The 13,070-nt window shown below is 64.0% G+C and carries 17 protein-coding genes and 2 pseudogenes; 8 read left to right on the top strand and 11 right to left on the bottom strand.

The window, feature by feature from the left end; all coding sequences use genetic code 11:
* Positions 1–150: 150 nt before the first annotated feature.
* On the bottom strand, positions 151–534 hold the full coding sequence (locus F1643_RS24385) for a hypothetical protein (RefSeq protein ID WP_194911061.1): 384 nt from the start codon (positions 532–534) through the stop codon (positions 151–153).
* Positions 535–672: 138 nt separating this feature from the next.
* Here F1643_RS24385 and F1643_RS24380 point away from each other — a divergent pair, with 138 nt between their 5' ends.
* From F1643_RS24380 to F1643_RS22185, 7 genes and pseudogenes are all read left to right on the top strand, one after another.
* The gene (locus F1643_RS24380; protein ID WP_370540462.1) at positions 673–942 is read left to right on the top strand and encodes a transposase; all 270 of its coding nucleotides are present in this window, start codon (positions 673–675) and stop codon (positions 940–942) included.
* Positions 917–1,105: a hypothetical protein gene (locus F1643_RS04325; protein WP_194911057.1), complete on the top strand. Its 189-nt coding sequence runs from the start codon at positions 917–919 to the stop codon at positions 1,103–1,105. Before F1643_RS24380 ends, F1643_RS04325 begins: the two co-directional genes overlap by 26 nt.
* A gap of 63 nt (positions 1,106–1,168) precedes the next feature.
* Positions 1,169–1,660: an IS66 family insertion sequence element accessory protein TnpB gene (gene tnpB / locus F1643_RS24375; RefSeq protein WP_370540461.1), complete on the top strand. Its 492-nt coding sequence runs from the start codon at positions 1,169–1,171 to the stop codon at positions 1,658–1,660.
* Positions 1,636–3,164 (top strand): annotated as a pseudogene (locus F1643_RS04315) (IS66 family transposase). The gene tnpB and the pseudogene F1643_RS04315 overlap by 25 nt, the downstream one beginning before the upstream one ends.
* A 445-nt stretch (positions 3,165–3,609) precedes the next feature.
* Positions 3,610–4,227 carry an integrase arm-type DNA-binding domain-containing protein gene (locus F1643_RS22195; RefSeq protein ID WP_255542387.1) on the top strand — a complete coding sequence of 206 codons (618 nt, stop codon included), beginning with the start codon at positions 3,610–3,612 and terminating at the stop codon, positions 4,225–4,227.
* A 19-nt stretch (positions 4,228–4,246) separates the two neighbouring features.
* Positions 4,247–4,411: a tyrosine-type recombinase/integrase gene (locus tag F1643_RS22190; protein WP_370540460.1), complete on the top strand. Its 165-nt coding sequence runs from the start codon at positions 4,247–4,249 to the stop codon at positions 4,409–4,411.
* A complete protein-coding gene (locus tag F1643_RS22185; RefSeq protein WP_255542386.1) occupies positions 4,408–4,632 on the top strand; it encodes a hypothetical protein in 225 nt (74 codons plus the stop codon). The genes F1643_RS22190 and F1643_RS22185 overlap by 4 nt, the downstream gene beginning before the upstream one ends.
* A 201-nt stretch (positions 4,633–4,833) precedes the next feature.
* On the opposite strand, the gene F1643_RS04305 is transcribed toward F1643_RS22185, so the two are convergent.
* The 7 genes and pseudogenes from F1643_RS04305 to F1643_RS04275 form a co-directional block, all read right to left on the bottom strand.
* The gene (locus F1643_RS04305; protein ID WP_370540470.1) at positions 4,834–5,679 is read right to left on the bottom strand and encodes a LysR substrate-binding domain-containing protein; all 846 of its coding nucleotides are present in this window, start codon (positions 5,677–5,679) and stop codon (positions 4,834–4,836) included.
* 1 nt (position 5,680) lies between these two features.
* Positions 5,681–5,746: pseudogene (locus F1643_RS24370) on the bottom strand (hypothetical protein); the annotation flags it as partial.
* A 131-nt stretch (positions 5,747–5,877) separates the two neighbouring features.
* Positions 5,878–6,588, bottom strand: a complete 711-nt coding sequence (locus F1643_RS04295; protein WP_255542409.1) for an EAL domain-containing protein — start codon at positions 6,586–6,588, stop codon at positions 5,878–5,880.
* Positions 6,489–7,154 (bottom strand): EAL domain-containing protein, encoded by a 666-nt coding sequence (locus tag F1643_RS04290; protein WP_194911048.1) that lies wholly within the window; start codon positions 7,152–7,154, stop codon positions 6,489–6,491. The genes F1643_RS04295 and F1643_RS04290 overlap by 100 nt, the downstream gene beginning before the upstream one ends.
* Positions 7,147–7,929 (bottom strand): PAS domain-containing protein, encoded by a 783-nt coding sequence (locus tag F1643_RS04285; protein ID WP_194911046.1) that lies wholly within the window; start codon positions 7,927–7,929, stop codon positions 7,147–7,149. Before F1643_RS04285 ends, F1643_RS04290 begins: the two co-directional genes overlap by 8 nt.
* Positions 7,930–8,005: 76 nt before the next feature.
* The gene (locus F1643_RS04280) at positions 8,006–8,545 is read right to left on the bottom strand and encodes a methyl-accepting chemotaxis protein (RefSeq protein WP_194911043.1); all 540 of its coding nucleotides are present in this window, start codon (positions 8,543–8,545) and stop codon (positions 8,006–8,008) included.
* Positions 8,546–8,549: 4 nt separating this feature from the next.
* A complete protein-coding gene (locus F1643_RS04275; protein WP_194911041.1) occupies positions 8,550–9,002 on the bottom strand; it encodes a hypothetical protein in 453 nt (150 codons plus the stop codon).
* 18 nt (positions 9,003–9,020) lie between these two features.
* Here F1643_RS04275 and F1643_RS04270 point away from each other — a divergent pair, with 18 nt between their 5' ends.
* Positions 9,021–9,293, top strand: a complete 273-nt coding sequence (locus F1643_RS04270; RefSeq protein WP_194911039.1) for a hypothetical protein — start codon at positions 9,021–9,023, stop codon at positions 9,291–9,293.
* Here the strand turns inward: F1643_RS04270 and F1643_RS04265 are convergent.
* From F1643_RS04265 to F1643_RS04255, 3 genes are read right to left on the bottom strand one after another with little or no spacing between them, the layout of a single operon-like run.
* Complete coding sequence (locus F1643_RS04265; RefSeq protein WP_194911037.1) at positions 9,288–9,812, bottom strand: PAS domain-containing protein; 525 nt, start codon at positions 9,810–9,812, stop codon at positions 9,288–9,290. The genes F1643_RS04270 and F1643_RS04265 overlap by 6 nt on opposite strands.
* Positions 9,788–11,545 carry a methyl-accepting chemotaxis protein gene (locus F1643_RS04260; RefSeq protein ID WP_255542384.1) on the bottom strand — a complete coding sequence of 586 codons (1,758 nt, stop codon included), beginning with the start codon at positions 11,543–11,545 and terminating at the stop codon, positions 9,788–9,790. The genes F1643_RS04265 and F1643_RS04260 overlap by 25 nt, the downstream gene beginning before the upstream one ends.
* Positions 11,546–11,575: 30 nt before the next feature.
* Entirely contained in the window at positions 11,576–12,967 is a 1,392-nt protein-coding gene (locus tag F1643_RS04255; RefSeq protein WP_194911029.1) for a methyl-accepting chemotaxis protein, read from the bottom strand.
* Positions 12,968–13,070 lie beyond the last annotated feature (103 nt).

The following is a 13,070-nucleotide window of genomic DNA, read 5'->3' as shown; positions in this document are numbered from 1 at the left end:
TTGCAACAAGAACCCGCGCTAACCGCCCTTTCGAGGTGTCCACGTGTTTGCAACAGAGCAAGCCCCCACACGAAGAATTTATTTGACGTGCAGGGTCTGCGCATTAACAACCGGTTTCGCGATGCGGTCATTTCGACTGCACTCAATAGTTCATGCAACAAGCTTCGGCGCGTTGCTCAGTATCGTGTTGAACGTGGCGCCGTAACCGTTGATCTGGGCGTCGGTGGCTGACATCCAGGCGTCCGTCGATCCGAAGCCTGCGGAAGCCTGGATCAATTGGTTGACGTTGGACGCGTCAGGGATGCGTTCTGGATGTTCTTCTTGTCGTCGGACAGTTAGAACCGCCAGATCGTCGGACTGGTTGCTTCCAAATCCATCACATCGATGGAGGTTCCGACCGAGCCGGCGTAGACTTCGACGTTGTCGAGCTTTACCGCTTCTCCCCAATTGTCGAAAAGACAGCCGGTCGTCGCCGCCGGTGGCGGTCACCGTGAAACGGGCGGTCTTCCAGACGCCGGCCTGGCTCAGGTCCAACTGTCCGACGACCTGATCGTTCCAATACACTTTCAGCTTTTCAGTGCTCGACGCGGTGCTGAGATAATCGACGTAGACACTGGTCTTCTGTACCCCTCCGCCGAGTGCCGCCTTGTGACGGCCTTGGGAAGCTGAATCATGGCGCCTGTCCCTATGGCTATCCCTATGGCAGTCCCTATGACTATCCAACGCGTCGAGGTGATTACGGGTCTGGAGAAACGGCGGCAGTTCACTGACGATGAGAAGCTGCGGCTGGTCGAAGAGGCTTTCCAGCCCGGCGCCAAAGCGACTGAGGTTGCCCGACGTCAAGGCGTGGACGTCAGCCTGCTCTATCGCTGGCGCCGCCAGTTCTTCGGTCCGCAACCCCCGGCTGCCGGCCTTCATGCCGATCACCGTCGCCACCGATGAGCCGTCGCCGGAGGACGCGCCGGAACCGCCCCCAGCCTCCTGCACTCTGCCCGCCGGCATCATCGAGGTTGAGTTCGCGGTCGCCCGCCTGCGGATCACCGGCTCGGCCGATCCGGCTCTGGTCGGAACGGTGATCGCCGCGCTGTCGGGGCGGTCAGCATGATCCCGGTGCCGTCAGGCGTGCGGGTCTGGCTGGCCGGCGGGGTCACCGACATGCGTTGCGGGAATGAACTCACTGGCGCTGAAGGTCCAGGAAGGGCTTGGCCGCGACCCTCATGCCGGCGATCTATACGTCTTCCGTGGGCGTCGCGGCGACATGGTGAAGTGCCTGTGGCACGATGGGCTTGGCATGTCGCTGTACGCCAAGAGGCTTGAGCGAGGCCGTTTCATCTGGCCCAGCCCGGTTGACGGAGCCGTGGCCATTTCCGCTTCCCAACTCGCGTATCTTGCTCGACGCGATCGACTGGCGCAATCCCCAGCAAACCTGGAGGCCGCGCTCGGCCGGATAGGCTGCGGCACAATGAATCAGCCCGCCGTCATCCGGCAGGAAGAGCAAGGATCGATGCGGGTTTCAGGGTATAATCCGGCCCTATGGACGCCTTGCCCGACGACATTGCCAGCTTGCGCGCCGCCTTGGCGCAGGCCGAGGCGCGGGCGGACGCGGCCGAAGCGGAAGCGGCACGGGCCAAGGCGATGGCGTCGAATACCGAGGCGCTGATCGCCAACCTGAAGCTGGAAATCGAGAAGCTCCGGCGCGAACTCTACGGTACGCGCTCCGAGCGCAAGGCGCGCCTGCTGGATCAGTTGGAGTTCCAGCTCGAAGAGCTGGAAGCGACGGCCAGTGAGGACGAGTTGGCGGCCGAGCAGGCCGCTACCCGAACGACCGCGGTGGCGGCCTTCACCCGCAAGCGGCCGTCGCGCCAGCCCTTTCCCGACCATCTGCCGCGCGAACGCGTCGTTGTGCCGGCCCCGGCGAGTTGCCCGTGCTGCGGCTCGGACAAGCTGTGCCGGCTGGGCGAGACGATCACCGAAACACTGGAGGTGATCCCGCGCCAATGGAAGGTGATCCAAACGGTGCGCGAGCGGTTCTCCTGCCGGGCCTGCGAGACGATCAGCCAGCCGCCGGCGCCGTTCCACGCCACCCCACGCGGCTGGGCCGGCCCCAACCCTGCTGGCCACCCTGCTGTTCGAGAAGTTCGGCCAGCATCAGCCGCTGAACCGGCAGGCCGAACGCTTCGCACGGGAGGGTGTGCCGCTCAGCCTGTCCACCCTGGCCGACCAGGTGGGCACCGCCGCCGCGGTGCTGAAGCCGCTGCACGACCTGATCGCCGCGCATGTGATGGCAGCCGGGCGACTGCATGGAGACGATACACCAGTGCCCGTGCTGGCCCAAAGGCAAGACCGACACCGGGCGGCTGTGGGTGTATGTGCGTGATGACCGGGCCGTTCGCCGGCCAAGCCCCACCGGCAGCGCTGTTCCACTATTCGCGCGACCGCAAGGGCGAGCATCCCGAACGGCACCTGTCCGGCTTCACGGGCTGGCTGCAGGCCGATGCGTTCGCCGGCTACAATCGGCTGTACGAACCCGACCGCAAGCCGGGGCCGATCCGCGACGTGCTGTGCTGGGCGCATGCAAGGCGCGGCTTCTTCAAGCTGGCCGACATCGCCGCGAACACCAGGCGCGGCAAGGACGCCCCGCCGATCTCGCCGTTGGCGCTGGAGGCCGTGAGGCGCATCGATGCCCTCTTCGATCTCGAGCGCGCCTTGAACGGCAAGCCGGCGGCCGAGCGGCTGGCGGCCCGCCAGGAGCACGGCGTTGCTCTGGTAGCCGCGCTGGAGGATTGGATGCGGACGGAGCGCGCCCGGCTCTCCCGCCATGCCCCCGTGGCCAAGGCGATGGACTACATGTTGACCCGATGGGACGGCTTCACCCGGTTTCCTCGGCGACGGCAGGCTATGCCTGACGAACAACGCCGCCGAACGCGGCCTGCGTGGGATCGCTTTGGGCCGGAAAGCGTGGCTGTTCTGCGGCTTCCGATCGCGGCGGGCAGCGGGCGGCGATCATGTATGGCCTGATCACCACGGCCAAGCTCAACGACGTTGACCCGCAGGTGTGGCTCGCCGACGTGCTGGCCCGCATCAACGACATCCCCCAAACCCGCCTGCACGAACTGCTGCCCTGGAACTGGAAGGCAATCCGCGAGCAGACGAAAGCGGCCTGACCGCGGCGCTCAGCGGATGCTTACTGACCGCGGCGCTCAGCGGATGCTTACGGACGGCATCGCGTTCCTTGTCCTGAACCGGGCAAACGAAACGTGCCCTTCGTTCATAGACAAGCGGAGCGGCCGGATGTCACGCCCCGCGCCCATCGGACAAAATGTGCACAGCAAAAAGCCCGCCGAGCGCAAGCTCGGCGGGCCTTTTTTGTAGGTTTTGGTTGCGGGGGCAGGATTTGAACCTGCGGCCTTCAGGTTATGAGTTCGTTTTCAGCCCCCTGCGCATACGTTTCCGGCACCACGCCAAAGTATCCGATCGCACTATAATACCTTGTATCTATTGATGTTTTCTCGTAGATAAACTACGCTTTTGTTTCGTCGGAAGCGCTCTCTTTTCCTCCCAAGTGATTCCGATTTGATTCCGGAGATTCCGGCGCTCGTGGGGTGCTCCATGACCAAGATCACGAAACGGTCCGTCGATGCCGCCGTCCCCGGCGAGCAGGAATTCTTCCTTTGGGACGAAGAGCTGAAGGGCTTCGGACTGCGCATCTATCCCTCCGGCCGGAAGATGTATCTGGCCCAGTTCCGGGCCGGCGGCCGCCTGCGCCGCGTCAACATCGGCCCCCATGGTGTCCTGGCACCCGACGTCGCCCGGACCGAGGCCATGAAGCATCTGTCCGATGTCCGGCGCGGCAGCGACCCGGCATCCGAACGTGACCGGCGTAAGGCCTCCCCTACCATGAAGGAGTTCGGCAAGCGCTTCCTGGAGGATTACGTCGCCTCCCACTGCAAACCAACCACCCGGGCAGAATACAATCGGTCCATTGAACTGTTCATCAACCCCAAGCTCGGCAGCCACCGCATCATCGATGTGAGCCGCGCCGAGGTGGTCGAGCTTCACCAATCCCTGAAAGCTACCCCTTATCAGGCCAACCGCACCCTGGGCGTTCTCTCCGTCATGTTCACCGTTGCCCACACCTGGGGCGTCCGGACCGATGGCGTCAATCCGTGCTGGAAGGTGAAGCGCTACAAGGAGGTCAAGCGCGAACGCTTACCTCACACCGGATGAACTCGCCCGCCTTGGCAAGGTGCTGCGCGAATCCACTTCCGAACCGGAAGCGGTCAACTGCATCCACCTTCTCCTTCTGACAGGCTGCCGCCTCAGCGAGATCCAGACGCTCAAATGGGACTACGTCGATCTCAACGCCGGTGTGCTCCGGTTGCCTGACTCCAAGACGGGGCAAAACTGGTGACGATCGGGAAAGCCGCCGTTGAGGTGCTCAAGGACATCCCCAAGGTGACAGACAACCCCTATGTCATCACCGGCCGAATAGAAGGCCAGCATCTGACCGATATGCAGCGTCCCTGGCGCCGGCTGCGCAAGCGCGCCAAGCTGGAGGATGTGCGCATCCACGACCTGCGGCATTCCTTCGCCTCCGAACGCGCTACAACTCGGCGAGGACCTGCCCGATGATCGGCCGCCTGCTGGGACATACCCAGGTTCAGACGACCGCCCGGTATGCTCACCTGAAGACCGATCCGATCAAAGCTGCAGCCGACAAAGTAGCGGATGCTATCGCAAGCGCCCTCGCCCACCCTCTCAGAAAGGCCCACACATCAAAGCTGATTGAATCAGTCAATCCTGAGCACCATCATGAGAATAAAGCGCCCTCATTCACAACCCTGCACCCCCATCAATCCTAGGACCTGTTTCGAACGAACGTGCGACCTTGATAAAATGTTGAGCAGATGGAACCAGACCAGTTGCCGGCCAAACAGCGGCGATAGTCATAACCAGCGGTGGCGTCAACGGACGACTGGTGATTCCGATCGCAGTTACAAGGGATTGGTTGGAAGCAGGCAGCACAGCGATGCCAAAGCCAGCCGCCACCAACGCCAGCCGAACTTCCTGGTGGGGAAGAGCTGTGGTGATGCGCGGCTTGACACCTACTGAATAGCAAGCATCAAGCAGCAATCTGGCTGCCATACTATCGTACTCCACGGATCCGACGAGTAGAAGTTCGTCAGCCAGGCGACGAACATCGACGGAAGGCTCCGCCGCCAATGGATGAGTAGCCGGCAATGCAAGATGAACATCTTCTCGCCATAACGGCTCAGTCGTTGCATTGCCAATAGGATCTATAAACGGGAGTAGACATAAATCTAAATGCCCGTTATCGAGCATGGCCAGAAGATTTTGGAGGGAGCCACCATAGACAACCACACCATATTCCGGATTTCCATGTAGGAATGCTTGAAGCGTCTTTGCCATCCATCCTGTTGCAGCGTCAGCGGCTATACCAAGACGCATCGGTGCGCTTCCTCTGCTTGCCGTGGTCCGAGCAATGACGGCCGCCGCATCCAAAGCAGCAAGAATGCGTTGTGCTTCGCTCAAGAAGGCACTGCCGGCGGCCGTCAAGCGGCTGCCTGAACTGGTACGTGTCACCAGTTGCACACCAATATCCATTTCCCAATGCTCGGATCGACTGGCTGAGCGCTGGTTGGCGTAGGCCGAGCCAATGCGCAGCACGATGAAAGCTGCCAGCTTCAGCCAGAATATTCAAATAACGCAATTGCCGCAATTCCATTGCCCACCCCACATTTAGACAGAACAAATAAAATAATATTTGACAATATCAATATAGACTTTCCATGTATGGCAAAACAGTCCATGAATAGAAGAAATATTCAATATTCACCATAATACATGATTGACCCATCAGCCGCGGCAACTCATGCCGAAATCCGTGTGCCTCCAGAGAATGCGCAAGACAGCCTTCCCTGAGGGATTGTCAAAGAAAGCCCTACGCTCCGCCTCCCGCATGGACCGGAGTTCCGCAGCAAACGTTGGGGCCACCTTCTTCAGTTCGCCAAAAAAATGTTCCCATGTTTCAAAGCTGAACCGAGCGACGGCATGGGAGAGGCCGCCTTGGTGTCCCAGCGGTTCCTTCATGTCCAAAAACGGCATTTCCCCCATGGCGTAAAAACAATCCTCCGAAAACGACCCGATATGAAGCTCGATCCTGACCATGGGCTCCCCTCCCACGTACGCTGAAGGACATGCCGCATCCGAACGACAGGCGCTCATTCCCTCACTCCCAGGACACGCGCTCTCCGGTTCTCCGCGACGGCCGACTGGGGGCTGCGAGGTCGAAGCCGGGCAGGACGGGCGACGGCCTCCCGAACAAGTAGCCCTGCCGTAGCGGACCCCGAGCTTGCGCAGGTATCGAAGCTGCTCCTCGGTTTCGATCTGCTCCGCAACGAGATCGGTGCCGAGATGGCGGGCAATCTCGACGATGGAGCGCAGAATGGTCAGATCACGGCTGTTGGTCAGCGCCCCTTGCACGATCCGACCGTCCAGCTTGGCATAATCCACGCGCAGTTCGTTGAGCGACATGAACGACGTCGTGCCGCTGCCGACGTCGTCCAGGCAGATCCGCAGGCCGAGCTTGCGCAGGTGCCCAGAACCCGGTTCAAACCTTGGAAGTCGTTGACCGTGGCCGTCTCGGTCACCTCGACCAGCAGCTTGCGGGTAAGCCCCTGGTGTGGCCGGAGCAGCGCCTGCAGTTGCTCGATGATCAGCGGGCTGGCCAGGGACACGGCCGAAAGGTTGATGGCGATGTCCGGCACGGCACGCCCCTGGTCTTCCGCCTGCTTCAGCACGTCGAGGGCAGCTTGGCAGACCAGAAGATCCAGATCGCAAATCAGCCCGATCCGCTCAGCGAAAGCGATGAATTCGGCGGGGGAGCCGCAATCGCCGACCCGGATCAGGGCTTCGACATGGTGCAGCTTCCCCGTCGCCAGGCTCACGATGGGCTGGAACGCCAGATGGAAGTCACGCTGTTCCAGGATGCGCCGGACCTGGGCAACCCGGCCGACCGTGTTGTGGAGCATGTCCACCACCGCCTCGTTGATGTCGGCGATGCCGAAAGCCCCGGGTTCCTCGGCGGCGAACTTATGCAGGGTGTAGGACAGCGCCCGCGCGACATCAGACATCGGCATTTCGCCACCCTGCACGGGGATTTGCCAGACATGCAGGGCGTCGCGCAGCTCGTCCGCACCGTGTCCGGGCCAGCAGGCGGCCGATGTCGAGAATGATCTCCTCCCGCGTCAGGTCGTCGCGGTGGAGAACGGCGTAGCGCTCGTCGTTGAGGCGGACCGCCGCGTCCCCGTCCGTCGAAACGGAAAGCAGATAAGCCTCCAGGGAGTTGCGCATTTCAGGAGCGTTGTCCCGATCGGCAAGCCCGACGATGTCCAGCAGGGACAGCCGCTGGCCCCGCTCGGTCGCGCCCGCCGCACACAGGCGGCTTTCCAGGCTTTCGGCGAAGGATTTCAGATCGGACAGGCAGCGGCCGACGGTCCGTCCCGACACCCGCGCGGCAATCGAGAAACCAAGAAAGCAGCGGTCCGCGTAATTCGGCAGGCGGCATCCGCCCATCAGCATCGCAAAGGGTTGCCCCGCGACGGTCTTCAGGAAGACATGGGTGGGGTCGAGCTTTCCGGAGTCGATCAGCCGCGTCAGCAGCATGCGGAAGAAGGTGTGCTCCCCAGGCGGCAAAAGGTCGAACAGCGAACAGCCGACCAAGTCCTCGGCGCGCCGGTCCGTCAGTCCGCATCGCGCGCCCGCCGCAAAGACGATGCGGCCGTCATTATCGGTCTCCAATAGGAGATGGGCCGACGCGAAGGCAAAGGCCACGAAACGGTCGCGGCCGAGCACGGTCTGAGAGTCGGATGGTTTCTGAGTTTGGTCTGCCATGGTCATGCCCTTCAACCGCTGAAGCGGACACCCGCCGCGGGATCGCAGGCGGCGCCACGGGCGCCACCGGTTGTCGTCGCCGTCCTCGAAATCATGTGGAGCGCACCGCGGTCAGGAAAGCGTCGACTTCCCGTCGCAAGGCGCAGGCTTCGGTGCGCATGCGATCCGCCGCATCAAGCACCGCGCCGGCTTTGCGTTCCGTGTCGCTGGCGGCCATCGCGATCCCGGACACCTGCGACACGGCCGTGTCCGCCGTGGAGACCGCGTCCACCAGCATTGTGGACACATGGCTCAAGCCTTCCTTCTGGGTCCGCATCTCGGTCGCTGTGGACTTGGCCAGCCCGTCCAGGCTCCCGACCATCGCGATGATGTCCTGGATGGCTGCAACAACGGCGGCCGTGGCTTGCTGCATGTGCGCGATCTCTCTGGTGATCTCACCGGTCGCCTCGGCCGTCCGGTTGGCGAGGTGCTTGACCTCGCCGGCAACGACCGCGAAACCTTTTCCGGCCTCGCCGGCGCGGGCCGCCTCGATGGTGGCGTTCAGCGCCAGCAGGTTGGTCTGCTTGGCCACCGTCTCGATGACGACGATGACGTCGTCGATGCGGTGGGCCGCCGTCGCCAGCGTGTTCATGCGCTCAATCCGTTTCGCGAGCCTGCGCAACCGTCCGCGCGAGCTGCGCCGCGGACACGGCGGAATGGCGCTCGACCTCCGTCACTCGTTCGGCAAAGGCGGACAAGGTTTCCAGCGCCCGGCGAACCACATCGGACGTGGCCCGGCCGGCAGCGCCGACGTCCGACACGATCGCCACGGTCCCTTCGGAGCTTTCCGCCAGATTGGCCGCGTCCGCGCGCAGCGACGCCGCCGCGTCGGCCATCGTCGTAGCGATGGCGAGCGTGCGGTTCTCGAAATCGGCGGTCCTGCGCTCCAGATCGGCCATCCGGGCGGCCATGTGCGCGGAGGAGCGGTTGATCGCCCCGGCCGCCCGCGCGAAGGCGCCGTGCAGGCCGGTTTCGACCAGACAACGGCTGAACTCGCCCCTGGCGACGGCGTCCAGGGAGGCGGTCGCCTCACGGACGAACGCGTCCACCGGTCGAGGAGGTCGTTGATGGCATCGAACAGAGCCCCGACCTCTCCGCTCTCGCGCATGCGGACGAGGCGGGCCTCGAACCGTCCGGAGGCCCCCTGGCGGCACACCTCGGTCGCCCTCTTGATCGCCTCGCCCACCCGCCATTGGAAGAAGAAGGCGGCGAGCGTGGCCGCCCCCGCCGGCAGCGTGACCACGGCCATCGGCGGCGCCGCTCCGCCCGTCGCGGCTTCCCACAGGGCCGACCCCAACAGCAGGGCGGCCGAGCCGGCGGTGAGGATGCCCGACCTATAAAGCGAAGATAAATTTTTCATAGGTTGTGCCATTCCGCTTGAGGAGGTCGCTCAACAGAGCAGTGGAGGCGACCATGGCGGCCTTGGGGTTTGCGTGGCATCGCTCCTCGGCCAGGAGTTGCGCGTACAGCGGCCGGATCGTTTCGACGGCGTCACGGCGAGGAACGCGCCGGTTCGAGTGATAGCCGATGGCCGTGCCGTTTTCGTCGAAGCTTGGCGTCACGTGGGCGAACACCCAGTAATGGTCGCCGCTCTTGGCGCGGTTGTTGACATAGGCGAAGATTTCCCGGCCGGCACCGATGGTGTCCCACAAAAGCTTGAACACGCAGGCCGGCATGTCCGGGTGGCGCAGGATGTTGTGCGGCGCCCCAATCACTTCATGTTCGTCATACCCGGAGATGCGCAGGAAAACCCGGTTTGCATAATTGATCCGGCCCTTCAGATCGGTTTTCGTGACGATCAACTCTCCGGGATCGAAGGTGCGCTCAAACCCGGTCAGCGGGTGATGCCTGTTTGCCATCGGGCCATATCCTCGCTTGCTGCGCCCTTGCTCACGCTGCCTCGCTCAGGCGATTCGACTGGCGAACCTCGCTCAGGAAGTCCTCGACCTGCTGTTCCAGGGCTTCGGACTGCCGGACCAGCTCGTCCGCCGCCAGGGTGACGATGTGGGCGGCTTGCAACGTTCCCTGTGCGCCCGCGGAGACGTCGGCGATGTGCCTGTTGATGTCCGCGGTTCCGGCCGCGGTCTGCTGGACGTTTGCGGCTGATCTCCGCAATGGCGGCGTGCTGCTCATGGATGGCCGCGGCGATGGACGAGGAGGTCTCATGAACCTCCTGGATGGTGCCGACGATGTTCTCGATGGCCGCCACGGCCTTTTCGGTCGCGTCCTGCACCACCGCGATCTGCTGGGCGATCTCGTCGGTGGAACGGGCGGTCTGGCTGGACAGGTTCTTCACCTCGTGCGCCACCACGGCGAAGCCCTTGCCGGCCTCACCGGCGCGGGCCGCTTCGATGGTGGCGTTCAGCGCGAGCAGATTCGTCTGGCTGGCGATCTGACGGATGATGTCCACCACCTCGCCGATCCGCCCGGCGGCGTGCGCCAGCCCCTGGACGATCTGATCGGTGCGGCGGGACCGGTCCGCCGCCAAGCGGGCGACATCGGTCGACCGCTCGATCTGCTGGCTGATTTCCTGGCTGGCCGCATTCAGCTCTTCGGTGGCCGAGGCAACGGTCTGCACATTGGCCGAGGCCTGCTGCGAGGCGCTGGAAACGGCCGCGCTCTGGGCGCTGGTCTGCTGCGCCTCGGCGGACATGGCACCGGACGCCGTGTGCAGGCTTTCGATCTGCCGGCCGATGGCGGCGATCATGCCCTTGACCCGCTGTTCCATGGTGTCGGCCATCGCGAGCATCGAGCGCTTCCGCTCGATGACGACCTGCTGCTCATGCTCCTCATGCTCGGCCCGCAGTCGCTCCACCCGAAGAAGGTTCTCGCGGAAGCCCTCCAAGGTGCGCGCCATGTCGCCAAGCTCGTCCCCACGGCCGAGTCCGGGAATGGACGCCACCTTGCGGCCTTCCGAAAGGTCGAGCATGACCCGGCGGAGCGCGTCGAAGGGGCGGAAGGTGACCCGCATCGCAACGAACACGGCGACCGCGACGATGGCCGTCACCAGCAAGGCGGCCAGCGTCACCCGCCGGATCAGCGCGTCAATGGCCGCATAGAACTGGCTCTTTTCCACGCCGACGAACAGGATGCCGATGACGCGGCCGGAATCGTCGCGGATCGGATCGTAGGCCGTCATGTAGTGCCTGCCGAGAATCGTGTTCTCGCCACGATACGACCGACCGTGCGTGAACACCGCCTCGTAGGCCGGTCCCGGCGCCAGTCGCGTGCCGGTCGCACGCTTGCCGTCCGTCACGATGGTCGTCGCCACCCGGACATCCCCATGAAAGATCGTCGCGACGCCACCGACAGCACCGGCAAATCGGTCCAGCAGCGCGTTCTGCCCGTCGAGCTTGCGGGCACCGACCCAGAGGGTCCCTTCCTCGGATCGAAACGCGCCTCCATGCGACAGCACCAGTTCCCGCATCGCAGAGACGTTTTCGTCCAGGCGCTGGTTCGCCTGCTTGGACAGGTGGGCGTTCAGATCGTTGCCCACCAGCAGAATGAGCGTCCCCGACATGAGCAGAAGACCAAATATGGTGGTTGCCGTGATCCGGCTGGCGAGGCGGGTTTTTCGAATGACGTTCAGCATGGGTTGGGTCCCGAAACGAGAAGAAGGGCCTTATGCGGTGCGAATACCGAAAAGGAAGAGATCGACCTCCTCGCGGAGGACTTTTGCCTGCCGGTCGAGATCATCGACAACGGCCTGAAGGGTATGGCCGACCTCTTCGACCTTATGGATGCTTGAGCCGACGATGCGGATGTTGTCCGTCACGGTCTCGGTGCCTTCCGCAGCTTGCCGGCTGTTGGCTGCAATCTCGCGCGTGGCGGCGTCCTGCTGCTCCACGGACTCCGCGATCGTCACCAGAGCGCCGTCGATGGAATCGATGGTGGCCGCAACCGTCCGCACCGCCTGAACGGCTTCGGCGGTGCTTTCGGTGATGGCGCCGACGCGCTCCATGATCTCGCGCGTCGCCCCCATGGTCTGCGCGGCGAGCGCCTTGACCTCGGAGGCCACCACGGCGAACCCGCGCCCGGCTGTCCCGGCCCGCGACGCCTCGATGGTCGCGTTGAGGGCGAGAAGGTTGGTCTGCCCGGCGATGCTGGAGATGAGATCGACGATGCCGGCGACCTGCCGCGCCGTTTCCTCCAACGCGCGGACCCGTTCCGTCGAACGCACCACTGAAGCAACGGCGTCCTTCGACACTCGGGTGGAGCGCGACACCTCGTCGCCGATGGCGTGGATGGAACTTGCCAGCTGATCAGCGGCCGCGAACACCGATTGCACGCTGCCGCACGCCGTCCCAGCCGCCTCCGCGGTCCGCTCGGACGTGTGCATGGCGGCGTCGGCCGTCTCGGTCATGCTGCGCGCCGTGCCGACCAATCGTTCGGTGGACGAGGAGAGGTTGCCGAGTACCTGGGCGATCGTGCCTTCGAAATGGTGGACCAACTCTTCGATGTGACGCATGCGCTGCTCCCGTTCCGCTGCCTGGGCCGATTGGCCGGCTTCGAGTTCGGCCCGCTTCTCCGCATTGCCGCGGAACACCGCCAGGGCGCGGGCCATGGCGCCGACCTCGTCGCAGCGCTCCGCGCCCGCGATATCGACCGCCCAGTCCCCGGCGGCCATGCGCTCCATCGAGCGGGTGATGGTGGCGACCGGGCCGGTGACGCGCTTCACCAAGGTCCAGCGAACCACCAGCATGCTGGTCACGGTCAGCAGCACGCCGCAGCCGAGCAATTTCAGCAGAATGTCGCGCAGGCGGCTTTGCTCCGCGCCGACATCGAGCTGGCTGGACAGCACGGCGATGACGTCGCCCTTCCGCAGTCCCATCGCACTGTGGCACGTGAAGCAGACGTCCTGGTCGGCGCCCGGCGTCTCGCCCAGAACAATGGGCAGCGTCATCCGGTAGGTGTCGCCGACATACCGGCCGACCGGCTTGCCCGAACGGAGCGCTTCCCGATCTATGTCGTCGCGCGGTTCCTTGGGCGGGGTGCTCGGGGAGCCCCCGGCCATGTGGCTGGCGACCGACGGCGACCAGGCGCTCCAGATCTGACCGGGATAGTCGGTGTTGCGCTGGCGGAACCAGTCGTTGAACACCCGATCCCGACATCCTCGG

The organism is Azospirillum sp. INR13 (assembly GCF_015390205.1).
In the GTDB taxonomy this organism is placed as follows: domain Bacteria; phylum Pseudomonadota; class Alphaproteobacteria; order Azospirillales; family Azospirillaceae; genus Azospirillum.
Note: the sequence above shows the minus strand (reverse complement) of the source record. Positions and strands in the feature narration are given on the sequence as shown.

Coding starts and splice junctions, on each gene's coding strand:
- F1643_RS04265 (WP_194911037.1), bottom strand. CDS start 9,812: ATGGCAAACAGGCATCACCCGCTGACCGGGTTTGAGCGCACCTTCGAT.
- F1643_RS04280 (WP_194911043.1), bottom strand. CDS start 8,545: ATGAACACGCTGGCGACGGCGGCCCACCGCATCGACGACGTCATCGTC.
- F1643_RS04255 (WP_194911029.1), bottom strand. CDS start 12,967: ATGGCCGGGGGCTCCCCGAGCACCCCGCCCAAGGAACCGCGCGACGAC.
- F1643_RS04270 (WP_194911039.1), top strand. CDS start 9,021: ATGGCATCGAACAGAGCCCCGACCTCTCCGCTCTCGCGCATGCGGACG.
- F1643_RS04290 (WP_194911048.1), bottom strand. CDS start 7,154: ATGTCTGATGTCGCGCGGGCGCTGTCCTACACCCTGCATAAGTTCGCC.
- F1643_RS04260 (WP_255542384.1), bottom strand. CDS start 11,545: ATGCTGAACGTCATTCGAAAAACCCGCCTCGCCAGCCGGATCACGGCA.
- F1643_RS22195 (WP_255542387.1), top strand. CDS start 3,610: ATGACCAAGATCACGAAACGGTCCGTCGATGCCGCCGTCCCCGGCGAG.
- F1643_RS24380 (WP_370540462.1), top strand. CDS start 673: ATGGCGCCTGTCCCTATGGCTATCCCTATGGCAGTCCCTATGACTATC.
- tnpB (WP_370540461.1), top strand. CDS start 1,169: ATGAACTCACTGGCGCTGAAGGTCCAGGAAGGGCTTGGCCGCGACCCT.
- F1643_RS04325 (WP_194911057.1), top strand. CDS start 917: ATGCCGATCACCGTCGCCACCGATGAGCCGTCGCCGGAGGACGCGCCG.